At 68.2% G+C, this 16335-nt stretch carries 14 protein-coding genes and 2 pseudogenes; 6 read left to right on the plus strand and 10 right to left on the minus strand.

Going from position 1 to position 16335, the window contains the following annotated elements; translation table 11 throughout:
* Positions 1-53 precede the first annotated feature (53 nt).
* The 6 genes from dinG to FSV73_RS06105 all read left to right on the plus strand — a co-directional run bounded on the left by dinG (position 54) and on the right by FSV73_RS06105 (position 8227).
* The gene (gene dinG, locus FSV73_RS06080) at positions 54-2198 is read left to right on the plus strand and encodes an ATP-dependent DNA helicase DinG (RefSeq protein WP_145005367.1); all 2145 of its coding nucleotides are present in this window, start codon (positions 54-56) and stop codon (positions 2196-2198) included.
* 251 nt (positions 2199-2449) lie between these two features.
* Positions 2450-3595: a serine hydrolase domain-containing protein gene (locus tag FSV73_RS06085; protein WP_145005370.1), complete on the plus strand. Its 1146-nt coding sequence runs from the start codon at positions 2450-2452 to the stop codon at positions 3593-3595.
* A gap of 124 nt (positions 3596-3719) precedes the next feature.
* The gene (locus FSV73_RS06090; RefSeq protein ID WP_145005373.1) at positions 3720-4748 is read left to right on the plus strand and encodes an AraC family transcriptional regulator; all 1029 of its coding nucleotides are present in this window, start codon (positions 3720-3722) and stop codon (positions 4746-4748) included.
* A gap of 104 nt (positions 4749-4852) precedes the next feature.
* Positions 4853-6511 (plus strand): AMP-binding protein, encoded by a 1659-nt coding sequence (locus FSV73_RS06095; RefSeq protein ID WP_145005375.1) that lies wholly within the window; start codon positions 4853-4855, stop codon positions 6509-6511.
* A gap of 27 nt (positions 6512-6538) precedes the next feature.
* Entirely contained in the window at positions 6539-7672 is a 1134-nt protein-coding gene (locus FSV73_RS06100; protein ID WP_145005378.1) for an acyl-CoA dehydrogenase family protein, read from the plus strand.
* 3 nt (positions 7673-7675) lie between these two features.
* Positions 7676-8227 (plus strand): TetR/AcrR family transcriptional regulator, encoded by a 552-nt coding sequence (locus tag FSV73_RS06105; protein ID WP_145005381.1) that lies wholly within the window; start codon positions 7676-7678, stop codon positions 8225-8227.
* Between the two features lie 87 nt (positions 8228-8314).
* Here the strand turns inward: FSV73_RS06105 and FSV73_RS26055 are convergent.
* From FSV73_RS26055 to oxdA, 10 genes and pseudogenes are all read right to left on the minus strand, one after another.
* A pseudogene (locus FSV73_RS26055) lies at positions 8315-8524 on the minus strand (methyl-accepting chemotaxis protein); the annotation flags it as partial.
* 48 nt (positions 8525-8572) lie between these two features.
* Positions 8573-9649: pseudogene (locus FSV73_RS06110) on the minus strand (PAS domain-containing protein); the annotation flags it as partial.
* Positions 9612-10289, minus strand: a complete 678-nt coding sequence (locus FSV73_RS06115; protein ID WP_145005387.1) for an energy-coupling factor ABC transporter permease — start codon at positions 10287-10289, stop codon at positions 9612-9614. The gene FSV73_RS06115 and the pseudogene FSV73_RS06110, both read right to left, overlap by 38 nt.
* 47 nt (positions 10290-10336) lie before the next feature.
* On the minus strand, positions 10337-10756 hold the full coding sequence (locus tag FSV73_RS06120; protein WP_145005390.1) for a nitrile hydratase accessory protein: 420 nt from the start codon (positions 10754-10756) through the stop codon (positions 10337-10339).
* Positions 10753-11406, minus strand: coding sequence for a nitrile hydratase subunit beta (gene nthB, locus FSV73_RS06125; protein ID WP_145005393.1), 654 nt, complete (start codon positions 11404-11406; stop codon positions 10753-10755). Before nthB ends, FSV73_RS06120 begins: the two co-directional genes overlap by 4 nt.
* A gap of 16 nt (positions 11407-11422) precedes the next feature.
* The gene (gene nthA / locus FSV73_RS06130) at positions 11423-12058 is read right to left on the minus strand and encodes a nitrile hydratase subunit alpha (protein ID WP_145005396.1); all 636 of its coding nucleotides are present in this window, start codon (positions 12056-12058) and stop codon (positions 11423-11425) included.
* Positions 12059-12089: 31 nt separating this feature from the next.
* Positions 12090-13604: an amidase gene (locus tag FSV73_RS06135; protein ID WP_145005398.1), complete on the minus strand. Its 1515-nt coding sequence runs from the start codon at positions 13602-13604 to the stop codon at positions 12090-12092.
* A 94-nt stretch (positions 13605-13698) separates the two neighbouring features.
* Positions 13699-14178, minus strand: coding sequence for a group I truncated hemoglobin (locus FSV73_RS06140; protein ID WP_145005400.1), 480 nt, complete (start codon positions 14176-14178; stop codon positions 13699-13701).
* Positions 14179-14352: 174 nt separating this feature from the next.
* The gene (locus tag FSV73_RS06145; RefSeq protein ID WP_145005403.1) at positions 14353-15216 is read right to left on the minus strand and encodes a transporter; all 864 of its coding nucleotides are present in this window, start codon (positions 15214-15216) and stop codon (positions 14353-14355) included.
* Positions 15217-15261: 45 nt separating this feature from the next.
* Positions 15262-16317 carry an aliphatic aldoxime dehydratase gene (gene oxdA / locus FSV73_RS06150; RefSeq protein ID WP_145005406.1) on the minus strand — a complete coding sequence of 352 codons (1056 nt, stop codon included), beginning with the start codon at positions 16315-16317 and terminating at the stop codon, positions 15262-15264.
* Positions 16318-16335 lie beyond the last annotated feature (18 nt).

Raw genomic sequence — 16335 nt, forward strand, 5'->3', positions numbered from 1 at the left:
ACAGCGCTCGTCCGCCGGACGGGGCGCTGCTTCGTCATCGCCCGGAACCAGGCATGCTCAGCACCGAACTCAAGACCCAGATCCAGGGCGCCTACACGCGTTTCCTCGAAGCCAAGTCGCTCAAGCCGCGCTACGGCCAGCGGCTGATGATCGCGGAGACCGCCAAGGGGCTGGGCGCCATCGCCCAGGACGAGGAAGGCCATCGCGAGGGTGATCCGGCGGTGGTGGCGGTGGAGGCGGGGACCGGTACCGGCAAGACCGTGGCCTATGCCCTGGCCGCCATTCCCGCCGCCAAGGCCGCCGGCAAGCGGCTGGTGATCGCCACCGCCACGGTGGCGCTGCAGGAGCAGATCGTGCACAAGGACCTGCCGGACATCCTGCGCAACAGCGGCCTGTCCTTCAGCTTCGCCCTGGCCAAGGGCCGGGGTCGCTACATGTGCCTGTCCAAACTGGACATGCTCCTGCAGGAAGGCCAGGCGCAGAACGCCACGGCCCAGCTGTTCGCCGAGGATGGCTTCAAGATCGACGTCGACGAGGCGTCCAACGAGTTGTTCGGCAAGATGATCGAGCGCCTCGCCGGCAATCGCTGGGACGGCGACCGCGACAGCTGGCCGGAAGCCATCGAGGACGTCCAGTGGTCGCGCATCACCACCGACCATAGCCAATGCACCAATCGCCATTGCCCCAATTTCCAGCAATGCGCCTTCTACCGGGCGCGCGAAGGCATGACCAAGGTCGACGTCATCGTCACCAACCATGACCTGGTGCTGGCCGACCTCGCCCTGGGCGGCGGCGCCATCCTGCCCGATCCGCGCGACACCCTCTATGTGTTCGACGAGGGCCACCATCTGCCGGACAAGGCCATCGGTCACTTCGCCCATTTCACCCGGCTGAGATCCACCGCCGACTGGCTGGAGCAGATCGCCAAGAACCTGGGCAAGTTGCTCGCTCAGCATCCCTTGCCGGGCGACCTGGGCCGCCTGGTGGAGCAGGTGCCGGAGCTGGCGCGGGAGATCAAGACCCAGCAGCAGTTCATGTTCACCGCCTGCGAGGCCCTGGCCGATTTCCGCGCCGGCGAGGACATGGAAGGCCGCGAGCGGCCGCGCCATCGCTTCGTCGGTGGAGTGATCCCCGAAGACCTGCGGGAGATGGGCATCGAGCTGAAGAAGGGCTTCGCCAAGCTCACCGATCTGTTCACCCGCCTGACCGAGATGCTCAAGCAGGCCATGGACGGCGAGTCCAGCATCGGCCTGGCCAGCTACCAGGCCGAGGAGTGGTATCCGCTGTTCGGCAGCCTCCTGGCCCGGGCCCAGGGCAACTGGGAATTGTGGACGGCCTTCACCTGCGAAGACCCGGAAGACAGCCCGCCCATGGCGCGCTGGATGACCCTGGCCGAAGCCGGTTCGCTGTACGACATCGAGGTCAATGCCAGCCCCATCCTGGCCGCCGACATGCTGCGGCGGCATCTGTGGAACGTCGCCTACGGCGCCCTGGTGACCTCGGCGACCCTGACCGCCCTGGGCACCTTCGACCGCTTCCGCATGAGATCCGGCCTGCCGCGCTCGGCCGCCACCGCCGTGGTGCCCAGCCCCTTCCGCCATGCCGAGGCGGGCGTGCTGCGGGTGCCGGACCTCAAGGCCGATCCGCGCAACGCCGCCGAGCACACCGCGGCCATCGTCCGCGAACTGCCAGCCATGCTCGAAGGAGCGCGAGGCGCCCTGGTGCTGTTCTCCTCCCGGCGGCAGATGCAGGAGGTCTTCGACGGCCTGGAGCGCGACTGGCGCAAGCGGGTGCTGATCCAGGGCAATCTCTCCAAGCAGGAGACGCTCAACAAGCACAAGAAACGGGTCGATGACGGCGAGGCCAGCGTGCTGTTCGGCCTGGCCAGCTTCGCCGAGGGCGTCGACCTCCCGGGCGCCTATTGCGAGCACGTGGTCATCGCCAAGATCCCCTTCGCCGTGCCGGACGATCCGGTGGAAGCCGCCCTGGCCGAGTGGATCGAAGCGCGCGGTGGCAATCCCTTCATGGAGATCGCCGTGCCGGATGCCTCGCTGCGCCTGATCCAGGCCTGCGGCCGGCTGCTGCGCACCGAGCAGGACAGCGGCACCATCTCGCTGCTCGACCGCCGTCTGGTGACCCAGCGCTATGGCAAGGCCATCCTCAATGCCCTGCCGCCGTTCCGGCGGGAGATTCAATGATGCGTGGCCATGGCGACGAAAATCCGTAGGTTGGGCTGAGACAGCGCCATCGTCGAAGCCCAACGCAGCCGGCACCGGGGCCAGAACTGTTGGGCTTCGCTGCGCTCAACCCAACCTACCGGTGAGCGCCTGCGCGAATAGCCCCCTCTCCCTTGGGGAGAGGGTTGGGGTGAGGGTGCTACGCCTCCGTATGATCAACCGCCTGATCGTGGCCCAGTGCCCGGTAATATCTTATCTACCCAGGAGCCCCCATGACCGTCCACGGCTATCACGACCTGAGATTCGAATCCGTCCGCGAGGCCTTCGCCGAGCTGCTCGCCGCCGGCCAGACCCGCGGGGCGGCGCTGTGCGTCCAGGTCGGCGGGGAAACGGTGCTGGATCTCTGGGGCGGCCTGGCCGACAAGGACGGCCAGGCGCCCTGGCACACCGATACCCTGCTCAATCTGTTTTCCTGCACCAAGGCCTTTACCACGGTGGCGGCGCTGCAACTGGTGGAGGAGGGCAAGCTGGCCCTCGATGCCCCGGTGGCCGAGCGCTGGCCGGAATTCGCCGCCGCGGGCAAGGCCGACATCACCCTGCGCCAGCTGCTCAGCCACCGTTCCGGGGTCTCCGCGCTGCGCGAGCGCCTGCCTGGCGATGCCCTCTACGACTGGGCGCAGATGACCGCCGCCGTGGCCGCCGAGGCGCCCTGGTGGACGCCGGGCACGGCCCATGGCTATGCGCCCATCACCTTCGGCTGGCTGCTCGGCGAGCTGATCCGGCGTGCCGATGGCCGCAGCCCGGGTGAAGCCATCGTGGCACGCACCGCCGGCCGTCTCGGCCTGGACTTCCACATCGGCCTGCCGGCGAGCGACGACGAACGGGTGGCCCATATCGTCCGTGGCAAGGGCGTGCTGGGCGATGCCGCGGCCCAGCGCCTGCTGAAAACCACCATGAGCGACCCCGGCGCCTTGCCGACCCTGGCCTTCGGCAATCCGTCCGGGGTCCTCACCAGCACCAACAAGGCCGAGTGGCGGCGCTTCCAGCAACCGGCGGCCAACGGCCACGGCCATGCGCGCAGCCTGGCCGGTTTCTATGCCGGTCTGCTGGCGGGTGACCTGCTGGAATGGGAGACGCTGGACGAGGCCCTGCGCGAGCACAGCCAGGGCGAGGATCGCACCCTGCTGACCCCGACCCGCTTCGGCCTGGGCTTCATGCTCGACCAACCGGAGCAGGCCAATGCCACCTACGGCCTCGGCCCCCAGGCCTTCGGCCATCCAGGCGCGGGTGGCTCGACCGGCTTCGCCGATCCGGAGCGCGAGGTGGCCTTCGGCTTCGTCACCAACACCCTGGGGCCCTATGTGCTGATGGATCCACGCGCCCAGACCCTGGCGCGAGCGGTAGGGGAGTGCCTGTAAGGCGCTGCCCTGGCGGCGGCCTCGGTAAGTGGTGCGTCTCGCGGGGGTGTGTTTAGCTATGGCGCATTCAGGAACCCGCCAGGTCTGGCCAGGCGGGTCGACCTAGTCTGGAACGGGAGCCCGCATGTCGTCCTCTTCGTCGTCGCGCGGCACCATCGCCACCGAGCTGGTGCGCGAGGCCCTGGCCGCCTTCGTCACCGCCGAGCGCCCGGCGGAGGCGCTGCTGGTCGAGCTGGGGCTGGAGCCTGGCTGCCTGGCCGAGCCGCGGGTGCCGGTGGCGCTCTACGGTCGGCTCTGGCGCCGCCTGGCACTGCGCTTCGATGACGAATTCTTCGGCATGGATCGCCGTCGGCTGCGCTCCGGCAGCTTCGCCTTGCTCTGCCGCCTGTGCCTCACCCAGAGCCGCCTGGGCGATGCCCTGGAACTGGCCCTGGCTTTCCTCAACCTCGGCTTCGAGCGCCTGGAGGCGCAGCTGGTCCAGCAGCGCAGCCTGGCGTCGATCCTGCTGCGGGACCCGCAAGGGCAAACGCCGCGCGCCTTCACCTGTTTCACCTACTGGCTGATCGTGCACGGCGTCGCCTGCTGGCTGATCGGCCGGCGCATCCCCTTGCTGGCGGTGGAGTTGCATGGCGCCGAGCCGGACTTCACCGACGACTACCGGGTGCTGTTTTCCGACAACCTCAGATTCGGCCAGCCCCAGAGCCGGCTGATCTTCGCCGCCGAGGTGCTGGAGGCGCCGGTGCGGCGGAGCCCGGCGGACCTGGCGCGCTTTCTCGCCGGGGCGCCGAACAACATCCTGCAGCGCTATCGCGATGCCGAGAGCCTCGCCGAGCGCCTCAAGGCCCACCTGCGCGCCTTGCCCGGCGAATGCTGGCCGACCGGCGAAGCCATGGCGCAGGAGCTGCACCTGTCTTCGGCCACGCTGCGTCGCCGGCTGGCGGAGCAGGGGCAGTCCTACCAGGCGCTCAAGGACAGCGTGCGCCGCGAGCGCGCCATCGCCTGGCTGGCCGACCGCCAGCTCAGCCTGGAAGACATCGCCGTGGCGCTGGGCTTTTCCGATGTCCGCGCCTTCTACAAGGGCTTTCGCAAATGGACCGGGACCAATCCCGGCCACTACCGTCAGCTGATCCTTGCCGGTGACCCGCCGGCCTGACTGTCCAAACCGCTCAGCGTGGTTGTAGCGCCAGGCCATTGTGCGGGGTAAGGGGCGCGCTAGAGTCGATCCCAATCGATAACAACAAGATCGGGGAAGGGATCATGCAGGACCATGCCGACGTCTATGCCCGCTTCGACTACGCCGCCTGTGTCGCGCAGCGGCTGAGCGGATCGCTCACGGCGCTCAACGCCTGCGTCGAATGCTGCGATCGCCATGCGCTGCCCGGACGGATCGCGTTGTTCTGGGAAGGCCGCGACGGCCAGCGGGAGTCCTGGACCTTCGCCGAGCTGCAGCAGCGCGCCGCCCAGTTCGCCGGTTTTCTCGCCAGCCAGGGCCTAGGCCCCGGGGACAGGGTCGCCGGCCTGTTGCCGCGCACACCGGAACTGCTGATCGCCATTCTCGGTACCTGGCGGCTCGGCGCCGTCTACCAGCCCCTGTTCACCGCCTTCGGGCCCAAGGCCATCGAGCATCGCCTGGCGGTCTCCCAGGCGCGGCTGGTGGTGACCGATGCCGGCAATCGCGGCAAATTGGCCGAGCTGCCTGGCTGCCCCGCGATCCTCACCGTGGGCCAGCGGCGCGGCCAGGGCATCGAGCGGGGCGATTTCAGCTTCTGGCACGAGCTGGAGCGCCAGCCGACCCTCTTCGATCCCGTGCCAAGGACCGCGGAAGATCCCTTCCTCTTGATGTGTACCTCGGGCACCACCGGGCCGGCCAAGCCGTTGGCGGTGCCGCTCAAGGCCATCGCCGCCTTCATGGGCTACATGACGGAGGCCATCGACCTGCGGCCCAGCGACGCCTTCTGGAACCTGGCCGATCCGGGCTGGGCCTATGGCCTCTACTATGCGGTCACCGGGCCCCTGGCGCTGGGGCATCCCACGCTGTTCTACGACGGTCCCTTTTCGGCGGAAAGCACCTGTCGCCTGGTACGGGAGCATGGCATCACCAACCTGGCCGGTTCGCCCACCGCCTACCGCCTGCTCATCGCCGGCGGCGAGGCGGTCAGCCAGAGCCTGCGCGGGCGGCTGCGGGTGGTGAGCAGTGCCGGCGAGCCGCTCAACCCCGAGGTCATCCGCTGGTTCGCCGAGCAACTGCAGGCGCCGATCCGCGATCACTATGGCCAGACCGAGCTGGGCATGGTGCTGTGCAACCACCATGGGCTGCGCCATCCGGTGCAGCCGGGCGCGGCCGGTGTTTCCAGTCCGGGCCACCGGGTGGTGGTGCTGGACGAGGCGACGCGGCAGGAGTTGCCGGTGGGGGTGCCCGGCATCCTGGCGCTGGATCTTGCACGTTCGCCGCTGTGCTGGTTCGGTGGTTATCTCGGCAGTCCGACCAAGGCCTTCGTCGACCACTACTACCTGACCGGCGATACCTGTGAGCTGAACGCCGACGGCAGCATCAGCTTCGTCGGTCGCGCCGACGACGTCATCACCACCTCCGGCTATCGCGTCGGGCCCTTCGAACTGGAAAGCGCGCTGATCGAGCACCCGGCGGTGATCGAGGCGGCGGTGATCGGCAAGCCGGACCCGGAGCGCACCGAGATCATCAAGGCCTTCGTGGTCTTGCATCCGCGTTACGCGCCGAGTCCGGCACTGGCCGAGGAATTGCGCCTGCACGTGCGTCAGCGCCAGGCCGCCCACGCCTATCCGCGGGAGATCGAATTCGTCACCGAGCTACCCAAGACGCCCAGCGGCAAGCTGCAGCGTTTCATCCTGCGCAACCAGGAAATCGCCGACGCCCAGGCGGCTCGGCAGAGCGCCTAGTCACCCATCCCAGCGAGGAAAGCGTCCGTGCTGATCACCGAAGAACAACAAGGCATCGTCGATATGGCCCATCGCTTCGCCCAGGAGCGCTTGCAACCCCACGCCGCCGACTGGGACCGCAGCGGCGCCTTCCCCCGTGACGCCTTGCGGGAGATGGGCGAGCTGGGCTTCATGGGGATGCTGGTATCCGATACCTGGGGCGGCTGCGACACCGGCTACGTGGCCTATTCCCTGGCCCTGGAAGAGATCGCCGCGGGTGATGGCGCCTGCTCCACCATCATGAGCGTGCACAACTCGGTGGGTTGCGTGCCCATCGACCGCTTCGGCAGCGACGAGCAGAAGGAGCGCTTCCTCACACCCCTGGCCAGTGGCGAGATGATCGGCGCCTTCGCCCTCACCGAGCCCCAGGCGGGCTCCGATGCCAGCGACCTGCGCACCCGGGCGCGCCGCGACGGCGACCACTATGTCATCGACGGCGCCAAGCAATTCATCACCTCCGGCAGCCAGGCCGGGGTGGTGCTGGTGTTCGCGGTCACCGATCCGGCGGCGGGCAAGAAGGGCATCTCCGCCTTCCTGGTGCCCACCGACACCCCCGGCTACCAGGTGGTGCGCGTCGAGCACAAGCTGGGGCTGCACGCCTCCGACACCTGCCAGATCCAGCTCGAGGGGGTGCGGGTACCCGCGGCCTATCGCCTGGGCGCCGAGGGCGAGGGCTATCGCATCGCCCTGGCCAATCTGGAGGGTGGGCGTATCGGCATCGCCGCCCAGGCGGTCGGCATGGCCCGCGCGGCCTTCGACTATGCCAAGGGCTACGCCCGCGAGCGGCAGACCTTCGGCAAGCCCATCGTCGAGCACCAGGCGGTGGCCTTCCGCCTGGCCGACATGGCCACCGAGATCGCCGTGGCCCGGCAGATGGTGCTGCACGCGGCGGCCCTGCGCGACGCCGGACGACCCGCGCTGGTGGAGGCGTCCATGGCCAAGCTGTTCGCCTCGGAAATGGCCGAGCGGGTCTGCTCCGCGGCCTTGCAGACCCTAGGTGGCTACGGCTACTTGAACGACTATCCGCTGGAGCGGATCTATCGCGACGCCCGTATCTGCCAGATCTACGAAGGCACCAGCGACATCCAGCGCCTGGTCATCGCCCGGCATCTGGGTGACTAGGCGATGGCGGCCGTCCCGTCGCCCCAGATCGTTGACGGCAGCGGCGAGCGCCTGCGTCAGGCCGCTCTGGAGTTGTTCAGCCGGGACGGCTATCACGGGGTGAGCCTGCGCCGGTTGGCCAGCGTCGTGGGGCTGTTACCCGGCTCGCTCTACCACCATTTCGCGGGCAAGCAGGGGCTGCTGTACGAGTTGATCGAGGACTACGAGCTGGAGGTGCTGCAGCTGTTCAAGGCCGCGGCGGGCAAGGGTCGATCCCGGCGGGCGCCCCGAGCGCTGCTCGCAGACTATCGCCTGCTGGTCCAGGCGGAGTGGGCGTCCGCCCAGGTGGCGCATCACGAGTGTCGCCATTTGAGCGCCCCGCAGCAGACCTGCATCCAGGGGATCAGGCGCCAACAGATCCAGGCCCTGAGCGCCGTGCTCCGTTGCGAGGGGCTTGAATGGAGCGTTGCGCCGGAAGGCGTGGCGCGCCTGTTGCTGGCCATGCCCCCGGCGCAGGCCGCCGACGCCGTGGCGAGCGGTATTGCCGAGCTGCTCGTGGGACTGGGGCGCCCCTAGGCGATCCCGCCAGCGTCAGACGGTACCCTTGCCCGCCGCCTCGGCCCGCGTCTGCCCCGCGAGCATCTCGACGGCGACACTGGTGGCTTCGCTGGCGCGGATCGCCAGTTTGCGCACCTCGTCGGCGACCACCGCGAAACCGCGCCCGGCGCTACCGGCCCGGGCCGCTTCGATGGCTGCGTTGAGGGCGAGCAGGTTGGTCTGCTGGGTGATGCCCTGGATGGTACTGACGATGAGGGTCAGGCGTTGCAGTGTGGCCCGGGCCGCCTCGCTCTGCTGCTCGTACTCCTGGCGCAACCAGCGTTCCTCTTCCTGGCTCTGGATATCGCTGATGGCGCCGACCGTGCGCAGCGCGGTGCCGTCCGTACTGCGTTGGCTTTCGCCGCGTCCGCGGAACCAGCGATAGTCGCCGCTGCGCAACCGGAGTCGATAGGCGACGTCGAAAGGGGTCTTGCCACTGCGGTCGCCGACATGCTCGACGAAGGCCTGCACGGCGCGGTCGCGGTCTTCCGGATGCAGATGGGAGAGCCAGCTGTGCAGGACGTCGGGAAATTCCTCTACCGACTGGTACCCGAGCAGGCGCCGCATCTGCGGGGAGAACCAAATGACATTGGCGGGATTGGCCGGGTCGCCGTCCTTGATGTCGATATCCCAGAGGGCATCCTGGATGCAGTCGCGGGCGATGTCGAAGCGGGTCTTGAGCAGGGCATGGGCCTGGTCGCGGCTACGCTGCTCGTGAACGCCCTGCAGCGTGCCCAGCAGCAGCGGTGCCTCGTCCGGGGCGCCAGCCAGGCGTCGACCGTGCAGGGTGAAGCCTCGGTATGTACCGGCACCCTCCGCCAGGCGCAGTTCAAGGCTGAATTCGTTCGGTCCCTGGGGGGTGAGCAGGGCGTTGCGGACCTCGGCGCGCTCGTCCGGATGGATCAGCTCCAGCCAGGCCTGTAACCGCGTCGGCAAGACGCCGAGCCCGGGAATGTCCGCCGACCAGCACAGGGTTGGCTCATCCCGCGTCCGACCCGTAAGCGGCGGCCTGAACTCCCAGCAGGCGCCCTGGGCAGGGGCCACCCCTTGCCAGCGTTGCTCGGCCAAGGACAGTTGCCGTTGCAGGTCCTGGAGGTGGGCGTCTAGTTGCTCGGTTTGCCGCTGTAGGTCGTTGACGTCCTGGGCCAGTCCAGCCCGCTCGGCAAGCTGCCGGTCGAGCGCGCTTTCCAGGCGTTGCAGCCGGATGTTTGCCGTCACCAGCGGCGCTGGCTGCGTACCCGTTTCCAGGGCGTCGATGAGCAGGTCGAGCTGGCGATTGAAGACACGGCGGAAGAGGTCCATTGGCAACTCCTTTGCCACCCGCCGCAGCGCCAAGCCTGGCGCCGGGCAGGCAGTCCTCGGTTCAAGCGGTGTGATAGAGGCGGCGTTCGAGCCAGGCATGGCCCTGCAGGCGGGTGGCGCGTTTGGCCAGGGCCAGCACCCCCAGGTCGACCAGGGGTTCGAGCAGGATCACGCTCAGGTAGGCGCCGCCGAAGCTGGTGATGGCGACCAGGTTGCTGCTGGTGAAGCCTTGGCCATAGAGCGCCCAGAAGGCCACCCAGGCGACGATGCCGGCCTGGAAGGCGGTGGACAGCGCCAGCGCCTGGCGGTACGTGAGGGCCACGTAGGGCGTACCGGGGGCGATCAGGCGCCTGGCCAGCGCCGCCGTGGCGAACAGGGGCACCAGCAGGGTGGTGACGTTCATGCCGTACTGCGGCAGATCGAAGGGGGCGAAGAACAGCCCCTGCAACAACAGGCCCAAGGCCAGCCCCAGTGCCGCGGGCGCGGCGCCGAACAGCAGGAACAGCGTCGAGCCGAGGATGAGATGGACCTCGGAGACGCCGACCGGGTAATGCGGCAGTACCTCGAAGAAGGCGAACACCAGGGCGGTGGTCGCCAGGCTGCGCGCCAGCAGCGAGCCCAAGCCACGCTCGCGCAGCGTCGCTCCCAGCGATTTCAGGCCGTAGGCGCCGGCCCCGGCGGCGGTCAGGTAGCTCAGGCCGATCTTGCCGGCATCCACGAGTCCAGGTTCGATATGCATGACGATCTCCAGGCCGCCTCGAGGCGGCGATAGGGTGGGAGTGAGCGCTAGTGCGCCTGGCTGATGGCCACGGGCGTGTGGCGAGGCGGGTGGTGGTGCCCGGCGGTCGGCGGACAGCTGGCGTGGCTCAGGGCCACCGCCTGGCCATGGGGCGTATTGAGATAGGCCTGGCGCCAGGCTTCGGTACGCTCGGCGATGGCCGCCGCCGTGGTCAGGCCGAGGCTTGCCACCAGGCGCTCGGTCGCCAGCAACCACTGCCGGTAGTAGGCGTCATTGACGCTTTCCTCCGCGGTAGCCGGCGCCTCCTGGATCACCGCGCTGAAGATCGCCACCCAGTCCTGCCAGGCAAACAGCCCGCTACGATGCAAGTGGACCACCAGGGAAAAGGCCTGGGCCTGCCAGGGGCTGTCGAAGGCCGGACCCTCTGCGCTGGGCGACAGGGGTTGTTCGGATACGTGAGTCGTCATACTGCCTCCAGATAGCTGTCCCACAGATCGATGCAGATGGAATCCGGGCTGTCGCTGCCCCAGAGCTCCCGGGCGCTGAAGCGCACCGCGTAGACCTGCTGCGGCTGTTCACCCAGCCCGTGGGCGACGGTGTCCGGCGTGATGAACAGCCCCTGCACCCGCTCGATGGTGCCCAGCTTGCCGCGGGCATAGCGCGGCAGACGGGTGTGGCCGACGGGGTTGAGGTTACGGGTGCGCACCTGATCGCCAAGCTGGAAGCGTCCCCGCTCGCCATGGGAGGTGCGAGCCGAGGCCCCGCCCAGAACCACCGGCTGGACCAGCTCGGGCGTCAGGACCGTGACCGGCTGAGTCGGCGCTGTCGGCTTGGCCTGGCCGTGCAATTCCTCGGCGCTGATCACGCCCTTTTCCACCAGCAGCGTCTCGAAGGCGTGCAGCCAGTGTTCGTAGTAGCTCGATTCCAGGTATTCGCTGGGCGCCATGCGTTCGATGGCGTGGCGGAATTCGTCGACATTGAAATAGCCGCCGACGAACAGCGAAGGGAAGAGGGCGAACACCCGTCGCTCCCATTCGGCGTGGAACACCGGCTCGTGGGCGGGCGGGGCGACGGGGCCGAGGCCGTGCATGCCGCCGAGATCGTGGATACCGTTCATGGGCAAAACTCCTCTGCTAGGCGGCCGCGGGCGGCAGCGCCAGTCCGGTGCCGATCATGGAATCGCGGGTGACCAGGGTGGCCAGTTGTTCCTCGCTCCAGCCAGCGGTGCCGTCCGGGCGCTGCGGCAGCACCAGGTAGCGCAGTTCGGCGCTGCTGTCCCAGACGCGGATCTCGCGGTCCGCGGCGATGCTCAGCCCGAACTCGGCCAGCACCCCGCGCGGGTCCATGACGATGCGCGAGCGATAGGGCGCGGACTTGTACCAGGCGGGCGGCAACCCCAGGGTCGGCCAGGGATAGCAGGAGCAGAGGGTGCAGACGGTGACGTTGTGCACCGCCGGGGTGTTTTCCACCACCACCATGTCCTCGCCCTGGACGCCGGAAAAGCCCAGCTCGGCGATGGCGGCAGTGGCGTCTTCCAGCAGGCGGCGGCGGTACTCCGGGTCGGCCCAGGCCTTGGCCACCACCTGGGCGCCATTGCGCGGACCGATCTGGTGCTCGTAGGTATCGATCAGGGCGTCCATGGCGACCGGATCGATCAGGCCCTTCTCCAGGAGTAGCGATTCCAGCGCCTTGACGCGCAGGGCGACGTCTTCCGGCGGTTCGGTGTGGTCGTGGTCATGGTGGTGGTCATGATGAGGGTCATGGCTCATGCGGTTTCCTCCTCGGTGGAACGGGTTCTTCTCACAGGGTTTGCCAATCCACACTGGCCTCGAAGGCCGCGGCGGCCTGGTAGAGGGTGCTTTCGGCGTAATGCCGACCCACCAGCATCGCCCCCACCGGCAGGCCGTCCACGGTGCCGCAGGGCAGCGACAGGGCCGGATGCCCGGTGATGTCCAGGGGGGCGGTGTTGCCGATCATCTCGAAGGCGCGGGTGATGTATTCGGCCAGCGGGGCATCGCGGGCCGGTAGCGGCTGGGCGACGATGGGCAGGGTGGGCAGCAGCAGCAGGTCGTAGCGCTCCAGCGCCCGGTCATAGCCGGCCCGGGCGCGGCGGGCGATGTTCTGCGCCTTGGCATAGAAGCGCCCGCGATAGCGCTCGAGACCGTACTGGCCGACGAACAGGCACAGCTTGAGGGTCGGCGACAGGTCGTCGGCCCGCTCGCGCCAGGCGCTATGGGCATCCAGCAGGCCGACGTCGTAGAGGCCCTTCCAGTTAAAGCCCATGCCGTTACCATGCATCATCTGGGCGGTGAGGCCCTCGCAGCCGATGGGTTGCCAGAGCGCGCCGGCCAGCAGGTGCTCGGGTACCGAGACCTCCTCGACCCGGGCGCCGAGCGCCTCCAGCCGCGCGGCGGCCTCCCGTACCCGGTCCGCCACCCGGGGATCCTGGTTGGCCAGCGCGAAGCCTTCGCCGAGCAGCCCGATGCGCAAGCCCGCCACCCCGCGCTCCAGAGCCTGGGTATAGGCGGCCACCGGCGGAGCGTACTGCCGCGGGTCGAGGCCATCGGCCCCGGCGATCACCTCCAGCATCAGGGCGTTGTCGGCCACGGTGGCGGTGATGGGGCCGAGGTGGTCCACGGTCGCCTCGATGGGCATGGCCCCGGTGTAGGGCACCAGGCCGTGAGTGGGTTTCATGCCATAGGTGCCGCAGAAAGCCGAGGGGATACGCACGGAGCCGCCCTGGTCGCCGCCGATGGCCATGTCCACCACGCCGGCGCCCACCAGGGCGGCGCTGCCGGACGAGGAACCACCGGCGCTGTAGCCGTGCCGGCGGGGGTTGTGTACCGGGGCGGGATCCGAGGTGTGGCTACCACCGGACAGGCAGAAATGTTCGCAGGTGGCCTTGCCCAGGATGGTGGCACCGGCCTCCAGCAGGCGGGTCACCACGGTGGCGTCGTAGCTGGGCACGAAGCCTTCGAGGGTGGTGGAGCCGTTCATCATCGGCACCCCGGCCAGGGCGATATTGTCCTTGAGCGCCACGGTGCGCCCGGCCAGTTTGCCGCTGCTGGCACCCTGGACTTCGGCTCGGTAGTACCAGGCGTTGAGCGGATTCTCCGCCGCACTGGGCCTATGGCCGGCGCCGCGGGCGAAGCGTACCGGCGGGATGTCGTCGGGGAGGTCGTCGATCAGGTCGTAGGCGTCGAAACTGGCCTGCATCAGCGCCAGGTAATCCTGCGCCTGGTCGGCGCTGAGCTGCATGTGCAGGCGGCCGGCGAGGGCCTGGAGTTGAGCGGGAGTGGGGCGGGTGATGGCCATGGCGGCTGTCCTGTGGTTGCGCCTTCAGCGTCCGGCGGCAGGCGATTGAAGAGGTTTCTTAGGCTCGGGCGAGCGGAGCGGTGAAGGTATGGCGCTAGCCTTTCTGGCCCGGCGCCGGCCAGGTGATGCCCACGCTCTGCATGCCCTTGGCTACGTCCATTTCCGGGTGGGCCAGGACCACGTCGCGGTACGACGGGCTGCCGATGACCGCCGGCTTGAACCTGGTCAGGAAGGCGTTGACCTCTTCGCGAATGTCGGCCGGCACCTTGGCCTCTTCGTAGCAGGCGTCGAGGCATTCGAAGACCGCTTGCCAGTGCACCTCGGTCAGGCCCATGCCGCGGTGGGCGGTCACCATGTCCCGACCGCGGTACTTGGCCTGGCCACCCCAGTGCTCGGCCAGGAAGTCAACGAAGTTGATGTGTTCCTTCTGGAACGTCGATTCAGACATGTGACTCCAGATATGGCCGATGGCCGGATGCTCCATGCACTTGCGCAGGATCAGGCCGGCGAAGCCGTAGATGGCGTCATAGCCGCCGAGACGTTCATAGAGTGAAGGCTGTACTGCGCTGGTCATGGGCTCTCTCCTAAATCGATGCGGTGGGTCGTCTGCTGGTCGCCGCCCGGACTTCCGCGGCTGGCTTCACACTAGGGCAGGCCAAGGCGGGCGGGCTTGGCTGGGAAGGACAGGCAGTTGTCCGAGAAGGACTGCAGGTGCCCCCGAGGCCCCGTTTGCCTTGCCCTGCGCTCATCAAAAAACGTGGACGTAGCGCAGGTTCATCCGGAAGTCCTCGCGGAAGCCGTTGTCGACCGCCAGGTCGCGCCCCAGCTGGAGCTGCACCTGGTCGGTGGCGGTGAGGAAGGTCGTGGCGGTGACGCGGAAATTGGTGGTCTTGGTGCGGTCGTCCTGGGCGACCCCATCGACTCGGTTTTCACCGCCCCAGTTGTGGCCGACGCCGAGCCCGAAGCTGGTGCGCGCATCGAGCTGATAACGGCCCATGAGCTGGACGGCATAGGACGTGTCCTGCTCGCGCCGCACGCCTGAAGGGCCATAGTCGTCGTTGTCGCCATACCAGATGACGTCCCCGAGCAGGTCCAGCGCCCACCTATCATTGAAATGCTTGACGTAGGCGGCCTGCAGATCGAGCTTCCAGCGGTTCTCGCCGAGGTTGAGCGCCTCGTCGCGGTCATAGCTGCCGGTGGGGGCGTAGAGATAGGGCGTGATGGCGAGGATGTCGCGCGCCGGGTTGAGCCGCCAGCGCAGCGGCGCGGCCAAGATGAGGTCGCCGGTGCCACTGGCGCTGCCGAGGGCCGCGACATCGCCGCTGGCGTCCAGATGGCCAAAGGGCAACAGCACCTGGGGATCCAGGGTGACGGTATCGCTCAGCCCGAGCACATGGACCAGCCGCAGGATGCCAATGTCCGAGGTCAGTCGGGCATCGGACTTGACCTGGTGACCCTTGGCATAGAGGCGGTCGGTGGTCGCGTGCTGGTAATAGAGCACCCCCAGGTTGGTACCGGCCGGGAGCTGTTCGTAGTCACCGGGTGCCACCTCGAGGGCCTGGGCTTGGCCGGCGAGCAGCAGCGCCAGCGGCGCATAGCGGAGCGTCTTCATGGTGGAAGGTCCTTTTCGATGAGAGGGCGGGCGCCAGGAGGGGCTTCAGGCCGATAGAGGACGCGCGTCGCGCAGCATTCCCGTGGCGGGGTGGCAGTTGATGTATTCGAATTGTTGGCTGTTGCCGTCCGCGACCGACACCTCGTGGTACAGCCGTAGCTTGGAAAGGCCGCCGATCACCCGGAAGAAGGTGGTGAAGATGCGCAGGTGCGTGGGATGGGATTCCGCCCAGCGCTCCAGCCTGTCCAGCGAGCGCCAGTGGCCGATGTCGTAGGCGATGTCCAGCAGGTTGCCGTCCAGGTCGATGTTGCGGACGAACCTGTTGCTGTAGCAGCCGAGCGGCTGACCTTCATCGCGCAGGAAATCCATGCCCGCCTGCAGCGGTGGCAGTAGCTCGTTGAAGTAGATATCGCGCTCCTCCTGGCCGGCTTCGACCCAGTCCTGGCCGGAGCGGATCAGCGTCAGGTTGTCATGGCCGCGGATCACCACCCGCCCGCCCTGCTGCGGATCGCCGGCAATCACCTGGAGCTCGGTGTCAGGCTGCAGCCGGCTGGTCTGGGAGACGGGAATGCGATCCCGCACCGAGCCCCAGTAGCCATGCTCCTGGATGTCACCGCTGATGCCATCCATCAGGGCGCCGACTCCGGGTAGCGCCTCGGTGAAGGCGTACAGCGTCTCGAATTGCTCGGCGCGCGGTGCTATCACCTCGCGGAAGTAACCCAGGTCTTCCTGCAGGCGGGCGTCGGCCGCCCACCAGTCGGCGACCTCAGGCGAACGCAACCAGCGACAGTAGGCGGCGGGATCACGCCAGTAACCCACCACGATGAAGTTGCCGTAGCCCTGGGCATCTTCGTGGTAGGTCAGGTCGTGATTGCCGGGGCCGTCGACCCCCGCGAAGCTGGCGACCAGGGTCCGCAACGCCAGCAGCGCTGCCGCGCGCCGCTCCTGGCGGAATTGCACGCCGAGGTAGGCCATCACCACCTGCGTCAGGTCTTCGTTGGCGCGGGCGACGAACATCGGGAAGGGCGGTTCGTACTCGTCATGCACGCGGCGACTCAGGGTACGGGGGCATTGCAGGTGCTTGGCGATGGCGGATTCCATGGTGATCTCCTCGACACA

This window comes from Pseudomonas oryzihabitans (genome assembly GCF_007665395.1).
In the GTDB taxonomy this organism is placed as follows: Bacteria; Pseudomonadota; Gammaproteobacteria; order Pseudomonadales; family Pseudomonadaceae; genus Chryseomonas; species Chryseomonas psychrotolerans_C.

What these genes read in the sequence shown, in the direction of transcription:
- nthB (WP_145005393.1), bottom strand. Translation starts at nt 11,406, where the DNA reads ATGAACGGTATCCACGATCTCGGCGGCATGCACGGCCTCGGCCCCGTC.
- FSV73_RS06115 (WP_145005387.1), bottom strand. Translation starts at nt 10,289, where the DNA reads ATGCATATCGAACCTGGACTCGTGGATGCCGGCAAGATCGGCCTGAGC.
- nthA (WP_145005396.1), bottom strand. Translation starts at nt 12,058, where the DNA reads ATGAGCCATGACCCTCATCATGACCACCACCATGACCACGACCACACC.
- FSV73_RS06090 (WP_145005373.1), top strand. Translation starts at nt 3,720, where the DNA reads ATGTCGTCCTCTTCGTCGTCGCGCGGCACCATCGCCACCGAGCTGGTG.
- FSV73_RS06140 (WP_145005400.1), bottom strand. Translation starts at nt 14,178, where the DNA reads ATGACCAGCGCAGTACAGCCTTCACTCTATGAACGTCTCGGCGGCTAT.
- oxdA (WP_145005406.1), bottom strand. Translation starts at nt 16,317, where the DNA reads ATGGAATCCGCCATCGCCAAGCACCTGCAATGCCCCCGTACCCTGAGT.
- FSV73_RS06095 (WP_145005375.1), top strand. Translation starts at nt 4,853, where the DNA reads ATGCAGGACCATGCCGACGTCTATGCCCGCTTCGACTACGCCGCCTGT.
- FSV73_RS06135 (WP_145005398.1), bottom strand. Translation starts at nt 13,604, where the DNA reads ATGGCCATCACCCGCCCCACTCCCGCTCAACTCCAGGCCCTCGCCGGC.
- dinG (WP_145005367.1), top strand. Translation starts at nt 54, where the DNA reads ATGCTCAGCACCGAACTCAAGACCCAGATCCAGGGCGCCTACACGCGT.
- FSV73_RS06105 (WP_145005381.1), top strand. Translation starts at nt 7,676, where the DNA reads ATGGCGGCCGTCCCGTCGCCCCAGATCGTTGACGGCAGCGGCGAGCGC.
- FSV73_RS06085 (WP_145005370.1), top strand. Translation starts at nt 2,450, where the DNA reads ATGACCGTCCACGGCTATCACGACCTGAGATTCGAATCCGTCCGCGAG.
- FSV73_RS06145 (WP_145005403.1), bottom strand. Translation starts at nt 15,216, where the DNA reads ATGAAGACGCTCCGCTATGCGCCGCTGGCGCTGCTGCTCGCCGGCCAA.
- FSV73_RS06120 (WP_145005390.1), bottom strand. Translation starts at nt 10,756, where the DNA reads ATGACGACTCACGTATCCGAACAACCCCTGTCGCCCAGCGCAGAGGGT.